Genomic DNA, 8018 nt, shown 5'->3' with positions numbered 1-8018 from the left:
TGAGGGCTTTTAATTTTAAAAGGTTTTACACCTGCTCAGATGGTGGAACTGGTAGACACGCAGGACTTAAAATCCTGTGACCTTAAAAGTCGTGCGGGTTCGATTCCCGCTCTGAGTACACAAAACAAAAAACCTGTAAGTTTTAATACTTTGCAGGTTTTTTTAGGCCTCCTTAGCTCAGCTGGTAGAGCAACTGACTTGTAATCAGTAGGTCATTGGTTCGATCCCGATAGGAGGCTCTTTAAATTTCTCAATAACTTATGCCCGAGGGCATTCACCCCCACGCTGCTAGCTTTGTTTTCTTAAACCACTGACTATCAAAACAAGTCATCCGGGAACCATTCCTATTTCATACCCGTTCATAACAAGAACGAACCCAATTAAATATTTGGGCGTATTGCTAGAAACTGTTACCTTAACTACTTAGGTTAACCATGCAAATAATCCATGAAAATCAAAATCATATTTCTTGCCCCTTTGCTGCTACTCCTGAGTTGCGCCATAAAAACAACTGATGCCAGCGCTCAAAGCCTGAACTCAGAAAAACTGGTGATCGAAAAAATAGCGGGCCATACCTACCGCCACATCTCTTACTTAAACACCAACGACTTTGGCAAAGTTGGGTGTAATGGAATGATTGTGACCGATGGCAAAGAGGCCGTCATATTTGACACACCTACCGACAATGAAGCATCTGCGGTGTTGATCAATTGGATAGAAAATGAACTTCAGTGCAAAATAAAGGCTGTCGTTGCCACACATTTTCATGCCGATTGCCTGGCAGGCTTACCAGCATTTCATGAACGTGGAATTCCATCCTATGCAAACAGCATGACGATAGCACTGGCGAAAAAAATAGACGCTCCCACCCCACTTCATGGCTTCGGGTTAACTAAGGAGCTTACGGTAGGCAGTGAAAAGTTTTTTTTAACGTATTTCGGTGAAGGGCACACCAAAGACAATATTATCGGGTACTTCCCGGCAGATGAGGTAATGTTTGGTGGCTGTCTGATCAAAGAATTGGGTGCAGGAAAAGGCAATCTTGAAGATGCGAACACTAATGACTGGCCGCAAACGGTGAAAAAACTGAAAGCAAATTATCCTGCAACAAAAATAGTTATACCTGGTCACGGCAAGCCCGGAGACCTTGCTTTATTAGATTATACCATCCAATTATTTGAAAAGAAATGACTTAAGCAATTCTAACTGCGATAAAATCAGGTTTAGTCCTTCATGGAGATATGTTCATCAATAAAACAATTTTCAAAAAAACTTGCACAGTATATATTTCTCGCTATATTTGCAATCCCAAAAGAAACCAAATATGGTTTCAAAAGGATAAAGGCCACGGATGTGGTCACCAAAAATGCGAAAGTAGCTCAGTTGGTAGAGCACGACCTTGCCAAGGTCGGGGTCGCGAGTTCGAATCTCGTCTTTCGCTCTAAAAGCCTTCTTCATGAGGGCTTTTAATTTTAAAAGGTTTTACACCTGCTCAGATGGTGGAACTGGTAGACACGCAGGACTTAAAATCCTGTGACCTTAAAAGTCGTGCGGGTTCGATTCCCGCTCTGAGTACTCATAAAAAAAGCTCCATCATATGGGGCTTTTTTTATGACGTAAATTCATGGGAACCCCAATTTGATTAGCCTGTTCTTTAGCAGCTGCAGCTACATGCTCTGCTTGTTCCAATGTGATACTTATACTTTAATGGTTTTTAAATTAACATGCCAGCCTGGATAAATGTTTGTTTGCAACGCGTAACGGTAATGGTCAGCGTTAAACCACAATTGTTGTTACAATGCCTACTATATTAATAGACTTCATTATCTTTGCAGCGCTTAAAAACAATTAATGCCCCCATCATGGTTAACCATGATCAACACAGGTTAACGCATACGAATGATTGAATTAAAAAATATTAGCAAGGTTTTCCATCAGAAGAAGAAAGAGATCATCGCATTAGCTGAAGTTTCCCTACACGTACCAAAGGGCAAAATATTTGGCGTGATCGGATCATCCGGTGCAGGTAAAAGCACACTTATCCGCTGTGTAAACTTGTTAGAGCGCCCAACACAAGGCCAGGTGCTGGTTGACGGTGTAGACCTGATGTCACTTTCAGCCTCACAGCTAGCACAGGAAAGAAGGCAGATCGGAATGATATTCCAAAATTTCAATCTGCTGTCTGCAAGAACCGTAGCTGACAATATTGGCTTTCCTTTAGAACTCGACAACACACCGAAAGAACAAGCGGAAAAACGCATTAACGAACTGCTTAAACTGGTAGGACTGGAAGAAAAAGCAAATGCTTATCCTGCTAATTTATCTGGAGGACAAAAACAACGTGTAGCTATTGCGCGTGCACTGGCAAGTAACCCTAAGGTTTTGTTATGCGATGAAGCCACCAGCGCATTGGACCCTGCAACAACAAGTTCCATACTTTCACTCTTAAAAGATATTAATAAACGCTTAGGCATTACCATTATGCTGATTACCCATGAAATGGAAGTGATCAAAAGCATATGCGATGAAATTGCGGTAATCAGTTTCGGCCGACTTATAGAACAAGGGCCAGTAAGCGAGATCTTCACCAACCCGCAAACACAAGTTACGCGCGAATTAATTGAGTCTTCCATTAAAATAAATCTTCCTGATGCCTACAAGGCGAAGATTAGTAAAACGCCGGCACCAGGAAAAATCCCACTAATTAAACTGGAATTTACAGGAAATTCGGTTGATGAGCCTGTTGTATCAGAAGTCAGCAGACTATTCTCCTTAAATAACAACATTATTTCTGCGCAGATTGAGTATGCAGGCGATATTCAGTTTGGCGCCATGATATTAGAGGTATCAGGAAGTCCCGAAAATCACCAAATGGCCCTTGCCTATTATAAACAAAAACAGATTAAAGTGGAGGAATTAGGATATGTCTGATTCGATGATTTTATTACTTATTAAGGGTGGCTGGGAAACCATTTTTATGACCTTAGTATCTGGCTTTTTTGGCTTCGCCATTGGCCTTCCTACAGGTGTAATGTTATTCCTTACCCGGGAACGACAAATACTGGAAAACAAATCCCTTAACCGTGCCCTAGCCATAATTGTAAATATTTTCCGTTCCATTCCATTTATTATCCTCATTGTCTGGATGATTCCTTTCACAAGGATGGTTGTTGGTACATCAATTGGGGTGTATGCCGCGCTTGTGCCTTTAAGCATAGGTATCGCTCCTTTTATTGCCCGAATGGTGGAGAATAGTTTATTGGAAGTACCAAATGGCTTAGTGGAGGCCGCCAGGGCCATGGGTGCAGGACCTTTTCAAATTGTTAGAAAAGTGTTGTTACCCGAATCCTTGCCCTCGCTGATCAATACTGCATCTATTACCTTAATCACCCTCATCGGTTATTCAGCCATGGGCGGTGCCGTTGGTGCAGGTGGTTTAGGCCAGATTGGTTACCAATATGGTTATGTTGGTTACGATGTACTGGTGATGAATACGGTACTGCTTTCACTTGTTGCACTGGTTTTTATCATTCAGTTTATTGGCGACTACCTGTCTAAAAGGGTCGACCACAGAAAATAAAGTTACCTATCATATTATTAATATTCCTATGAAATTAAATTCTTTCCATATCACAGTTCTCGCTTTTTTGACATCCATTACTTTATATAGCTGTGGCGGAGCAAAAAACACAGATCCCAACCTTATCAAAGTGGGTGTAATAGCTGGTCCGGAATACCGGGTAGCACAGGCTGCCCAAAAAGTGGCCCTTGAAAAATACGGCTTAAACGTAGAACTGGTACAGTTTAATGATTATGTGATGCCAAACGAAGCGCTTTTACAAGGTGATATAGATGTGAACGCTTTTCAAACCGTACCATTTCTTGATGTGCAGAGCAAACAACGTGGGTACAAATTTGCCGTAGTTGGTAATACCTTTGTTTACCCCCTGGCTGGTTACTCCAAAAAAATTAAAAGCCTTGATCAATTAAAAAGCGGCAGTACCATTATCATTCCCAATGATGCAACCAATGGAGGACGTGCACTAATATTGCTCCAAAAAGCCGGTTTACTGACTTTAAACAATGGGGTTGGCTTATTACCAACCGTTAACGATATAAAAAACAACCCGAAAGACATTAAGATCCTGGAGTTGGAAGCGCCACAGTTACCTCGGGCTTTAGATGATCAGAATGTGGCCATAGCCATCATCAATAACACCTTTGCTACCCCCATCGGCTTATTGGCCGAACGCGACGGTTTATTTTACGAAGCAAGGGAATCTCCTTATGTAAATATTATCGTTTCCAGAGAAGAAAACAAAGCTGAAGAAAAGGTAAAGAATTTTGTGAAAGCTTACCAATCTGATGAAGTAGAAAAAGCTGCCAAAAATGAATTCCAGGGTAGTGCCATCAAAGGCTGGTAATTTGGAGCTTAAACCTTACTGATATGAAGCCAGATTGCACCATTACACATGTAGAAATTCCTGCACCAGATCTAAACGCTGCCTCAGCTTTTTATGCTGCCGTATTCGATTGGAAGATTGAAGTAATCATAGAAAATAGTTACTCCTTTTTTATAATTGGCGACACCAACACTGGCGGAGGTTTAGATGCATCACTAAAACCTGCTGAAAAAGGCGTCGGCACCCAGCTTGTCATCAACGTGGATGATATTAACCATTACCTCGAAAGGATCGTAACAGCTGGTGGCACCATAACACAAACAAAGACACCAATAGGTAGTGGTGAGCATGGTTATTTTGCCGCTTTTAAAGATCCTAACGGCAATCACCTGCAAATACACTGCGAAAGATAATAGTATACAGGAGACCTACAAAAGGTCTCCTGTAAAAAAATTAATGCGCATGTCCCATTCCCATACCACCTGGCGTATGTAAATGAGGTGAAGTCCTCACTGTACATAAGCCTGCACCGATGGCTAAAAGACCGAACACAAGGTGTGGTAAATAAACGACATCGTTAAATCCAAATAACCAGGGAGAAATAGCCAGAAAGATTCCCATTACCACATCCATATTCAGATGTGCAATCATGGAAACCGGTTTTTTGTGACTTCCTTCATAATCAGTCATCAGTGACATCACTAGCGTAAGCACACCAACAGCAATTGCACTCCATTTAGCCGCAGCAACATCAGAAAAACCAAATATCCAGGGTGCTGCAATTAACAAGATGCCCACAATGTAATCCAATACCGCATGGGCCTTTCTACTAATAAATCTCATCATCATTTAATTTTAATTAATACCATTTATTGTTGATTAATTTTGCGCAAAACATATGCCGCCAAAGGGCAGAAAAACACCCTTTCCAATGTGATTTACCCCCAATATATTTCCACCTCGTTGATATTTTCTTTAAGTTTATAAGGAGATCTTTTGAATAGTGCTAATCCCTACCTTGTCCTATGGAATTCTATCAAATGCACACCAAAGAGGTTTTTGCTAACTTAAAAACCTCCATTTCAGGCTTACCAAAAAAAGACATTCCCGGCTTGCAACAAGAATACGGGAAAAACGTGCTCATAGAGGGTAAAAGACGCACTAAACTGGCTATTTTCCTGGCACAGTTTAAAGATGTGATGATCGGTATTCTGATTATAGCTGCTCTAATTTCTTTTTTCGTAGGCGAACATACTGATGCCTACGTGATTCTGGCCATCATTATCTGTAATGCCTGGATTGGTTACAGCCAGGAATACAATGCCGATGAGTCTGTGCGGATGTTGCAGAAAATGGCGGCACAATTTGCAACAGTTGTGCGTGATAATAACCCGGAGAAGATAGACCTTGCCGAGCTCGTTCCTGGTGACCTCATCTTACTTGAAGCCGGCGATATCGTGCCTGCCGATGCCAGACTGGTTGAAGTGAGCGCACTAAGGACAGAAGAAGCAGCCCTCACTGGCGAAAGCCATTCGATCGATAAAATTACAGACCCTATTGATGAGGCGAATGCGAGCCCCGGTGTGTGAAGTGGCTCAGAACTTAATTAATAAAGGAAAGCTGGAAGGCATGCAAGAAGGTATGCAAAAAGGTATGCAAAAAGGGGAAAATCGATTATCAAATTTACTTTCTACATTATGTGATTTAGGTAGAGAGGCTGATGCAATCAAGGCTATAAAGGATGAGAAGGCAAGACAAGACTTTTATAGGGAATTTGGTATAATTGATTAAAGTTGACAGGAGTTATCAGTTGATAGCTCCTGTTTTTATAATATGCCGATTTTGTTCCTTTTTCCAAACTTCGATATGCCGATTTTATTCCTTTTCTGGCTTTTTGATATGCCGATTTTATTCCTTTTTGTTGACAGAACCTCCCAATTGGGCTAAATTTTAGGTGGAGGAATCACTATGCTAAAAAGGAAAGTATATAGCGAGCTACTAGCTTGGAAAGTGAATCATAAGAATAAGTGCTTAATGATAAAAGGTGCTAGGCAGGTTGGTAAGTCATATATTGTTCGTGAATTTGGAAAAAGTGAATATGAATCATTTATAGAAATTAATTTCATAAAGCAAAAAGAGGCAAAAGAGATTTTTGCAGGTGATTTGTCTGCAGATTCCATATACAAGAGGATGTCTGCTTTTATTTCAGATGTAAATCTTATTCCTGGCAAAACATTGATATTTTTGGACGAAATTCAAAATTGTGGTAATGCAAGAACAGCTATTAAATTTTTGGCAGAGGATGGAAGATATGATGTGATTACATCAGGAAGTTTGCTGGGATTAACCTATGCTGAGAATGGTGATTCTGATGCCGAGGAACCAGAATCAGTTCCTACAGGATACGAAGATTTTATTACATTGTATTCCTTGGATTTTGAAGAATTTTTGTGGGCTGAAGGTTATGGTGAATCCGCTATAAATATTCTCCGAGAGTATTTTACTACCGGTGAAAGAATTCCAGATGTGATTAACGATAAATATGAAGAATTGTTCCGAGAATATATTATAGTTGGCGGAATGCCAGAAGTTGTTGCAAATTATGTCGAAAATCACAATTTTAATGATGTTATGCAACTCCAGGAGAGAATTCTTACAAATTATAAGTTTGATATTTCTAAGCATGCAAAAGGTGCTGAAAAAGTTAAGGTGCAGAATTGCTACAATGCAATTCCTAAACAATTGGCTAAAGAGCTTAAAAAGTTTCAGTATTCAACTGTTGAAAAGGGACAGACTAAAAAGAAATATGGGAACAGTGTAGGATGGCTGCGTGATTCTGAATTAGTGCATATCTGCTATAATGTTCATGAGGCTTATTTGCCATTAATGGCAAATGCAAATGAGGATCAGTTTAAATTATATATTAATGATACTGGACTACTAACAGCATTATATGGAGCAGAAACTAAACGTGCAATTTTAACAAATTCGTTAAAGGGAAATGCAAAGGGAGGCATTTATGAAAATATTATCGCCGAAAGTTTAGTTAAGCGCGGATATAAATTGTACTATTATAAGCCAGATGATAATAATGAATTAGAGTTCTTGATAGAAAAAGATGGTGAAGTTGTTCCTATAGAGGTGAAAGCAGGAAATACTGCAACGGCATCGCTTAATCGATTTATAGATAATTATAAACCTAGTAAGTCATATAAATTGATGTTAGGAAACATAGGAATAATTGGTAATAAGATTTCGTTGCCGCATTATATGGTTATGTTTATTTAAAAATTCTAGTATAGAAATAGGGAGTCTTTATACATGGTTTACAACTTTAACCTAGGCATAGGTTGGGCGAGCTCGGGTGTTGAGTATGCGCAGAGCTACAGAGCAGGTGTGCTAAGAAAAATAGGAATAGATGCTAAGTTTGTTTTTACAGACTTCTTTTCACGCGACAATATCGCTGAAATGACGGAGAATATTGGCTTTTTAGATTCTGAGGTTATATGGCTTTATACCTATTTCTCGGATTTTAAGTCACTGCCGGAAGTGCAGAAGCTGGAGAAGATGACGACCGAACTTCTGGACATCTTCGACGGACTCGACCTGCGCGCC

The 8018-nt window shown here is 40.0% G+C and carries 10 protein-coding genes and 4 tRNA genes; 13 read left to right on the top strand and 1 reads right to left on the bottom strand.

Annotated elements, in window-relative coordinates:
* Positions 1-33: 33 nt before the first annotated feature.
* The 9 genes from ACR2F3_RS06035 to ACR2F3_RS05995 all read left to right on the top strand — a co-directional run bounded on the left by ACR2F3_RS06035 (position 34) and on the right by ACR2F3_RS05995 (position 4816).
* A tRNA-Leu gene (locus ACR2F3_RS06035) sits at positions 34-118 on the top strand.
* A 48-nt stretch (positions 119-166) separates the two neighbouring features.
* A tRNA-Thr gene (locus tag ACR2F3_RS06030) sits at positions 167-239 on the top strand.
* 214 nt (positions 240-453) lie between these two features.
* Positions 454-1191 carry a subclass B1 metallo-beta-lactamase gene (bla, locus tag ACR2F3_RS06025; RefSeq protein ID WP_432709076.1) on the top strand — a complete coding sequence of 246 codons (738 nt, stop codon included), beginning with the start codon at positions 454-456 and terminating at the stop codon, positions 1189-1191.
* Between the two features lie 177 nt (positions 1192-1368).
* A tRNA-Gly gene (locus ACR2F3_RS06020) sits at positions 1369-1441 on the top strand.
* Between the two features lie 49 nt (positions 1442-1490).
* A tRNA-Leu gene (locus ACR2F3_RS06015) sits at positions 1491-1575 on the top strand.
* Between the two features lie 324 nt (positions 1576-1899).
* Complete coding sequence (metN, locus tag ACR2F3_RS06010; RefSeq protein WP_432709075.1) at positions 1900-2931, top strand: methionine ABC transporter ATP-binding protein MetN; 1032 nt, start codon at positions 1900-1902, stop codon at positions 2929-2931.
* A gap of 4 nt (positions 2932-2935) precedes the next feature.
* The gene (gene metI / locus ACR2F3_RS06005; RefSeq protein WP_432709074.1) at positions 2936-3580 is read left to right on the top strand and encodes a methionine ABC transporter permease MetI; all 645 of its coding nucleotides are present in this window, start codon (positions 2936-2938) and stop codon (positions 3578-3580) included.
* Positions 3581-3608: 28 nt separating this feature from the next.
* Positions 3609-4424 carry a methionine ABC transporter substrate-binding lipoprotein MetQ gene (gene metQ / locus ACR2F3_RS06000; protein ID WP_432709073.1) on the top strand — a complete coding sequence of 272 codons (816 nt, stop codon included), beginning with the start codon at positions 3609-3611 and terminating at the stop codon, positions 4422-4424.
* Positions 4425-4447: 23 nt separating this feature from the next.
* Complete coding sequence (locus tag ACR2F3_RS05995; RefSeq protein ID WP_432709072.1) at positions 4448-4816, top strand: VOC family protein; 369 nt, start codon at positions 4448-4450, stop codon at positions 4814-4816.
* A 40-nt stretch (positions 4817-4856) separates the two neighbouring features.
* Here the strand turns inward: ACR2F3_RS05995 and ACR2F3_RS05990 are convergent, their stop codons facing one another.
* Positions 4857-5249 carry an SPW repeat protein gene (locus ACR2F3_RS05990; RefSeq protein WP_432709071.1) on the bottom strand — a complete coding sequence of 131 codons (393 nt, stop codon included), beginning with the start codon at positions 5247-5249 and terminating at the stop codon, positions 4857-4859.
* Between the two features lie 179 nt (positions 5250-5428).
* Between ACR2F3_RS05990 and ACR2F3_RS05985 the strand changes: the two genes are divergently transcribed.
* The 4 genes from ACR2F3_RS05985 to ACR2F3_RS05970 all read left to right on the top strand — a co-directional run.
* The gene (locus tag ACR2F3_RS05985; protein WP_432709070.1) at positions 5429-5992 is read left to right on the top strand and encodes a cation-transporting P-type ATPase; all 564 of its coding nucleotides are present in this window, start codon (positions 5429-5431) and stop codon (positions 5990-5992) included.
* The gene (locus ACR2F3_RS05980; RefSeq protein ID WP_432709077.1) at positions 5964-6194 is read left to right on the top strand and encodes a hypothetical protein; all 231 of its coding nucleotides are present in this window, start codon (positions 5964-5966) and stop codon (positions 6192-6194) included. Before ACR2F3_RS05985 ends, ACR2F3_RS05980 begins: the two co-directional genes overlap by 29 nt.
* A gap of 243 nt (positions 6195-6437) precedes the next feature.
* Positions 6438-7691 (top strand): ATP-binding protein, encoded by a 1254-nt coding sequence (locus ACR2F3_RS05975; RefSeq protein ID WP_432709069.1) that lies wholly within the window; start codon positions 6438-6440, stop codon positions 7689-7691.
* Positions 7692-7799: 108 nt separating this feature from the next.
* The coding region (locus tag ACR2F3_RS05970) for a hypothetical protein (protein ID WP_432709068.1) at positions 7800-8018 on the top strand (219 nt) is incomplete at its 3' end.

Origin of the sequence: Pedobacter sp. (genome assembly GCF_045627485.1) — a bacterium.
In the GTDB taxonomy this organism is placed as follows: Bacteria; Bacteroidota; Bacteroidia; order Sphingobacteriales; family Sphingobacteriaceae; genus Pedobacter.
This window is presented reverse-complemented; position numbering and strand designations above follow the sequence as displayed.

Bases quoted from the DNA above. Each gene is read 5' to 3' on its own strand.
- metN (WP_432709075.1), top strand. From the start codon at position 1,900: ATGATTGAATTAAAAAATATTAGCAAGGTTTTCCATCAGAAGAAGAAA.
- metI (WP_432709074.1), top strand. From the start codon at position 2,936: ATGATTTTATTACTTATTAAGGGTGGCTGGGAAACCATTTTTATGACC.
- metQ (WP_432709073.1), top strand. From the start codon at position 3,609: ATGAAATTAAATTCTTTCCATATCACAGTTCTCGCTTTTTTGACATCC.
- ACR2F3_RS05995 (WP_432709072.1), top strand. From the start codon at position 4,448: ATGAAGCCAGATTGCACCATTACACATGTAGAAATTCCTGCACCAGAT.
- ACR2F3_RS05990 (WP_432709071.1), bottom strand. From the start codon at position 5,249: ATGATGAGATTTATTAGTAGAAAGGCCCATGCGGTATTGGATTACATT.
- ACR2F3_RS05985 (WP_432709070.1), top strand. From the start codon at position 5,429: ATGGAATTCTATCAAATGCACACCAAAGAGGTTTTTGCTAACTTAAAA.
- ACR2F3_RS05980 (WP_432709077.1), top strand. From the start codon at position 5,964: ATGAGGCGAATGCGAGCCCCGGTGTGTGAAGTGGCTCAGAACTTAATT.
- ACR2F3_RS05975 (WP_432709069.1), top strand. From the start codon at position 6,438: ATGATAAAAGGTGCTAGGCAGGTTGGTAAGTCATATATTGTTCGTGAA.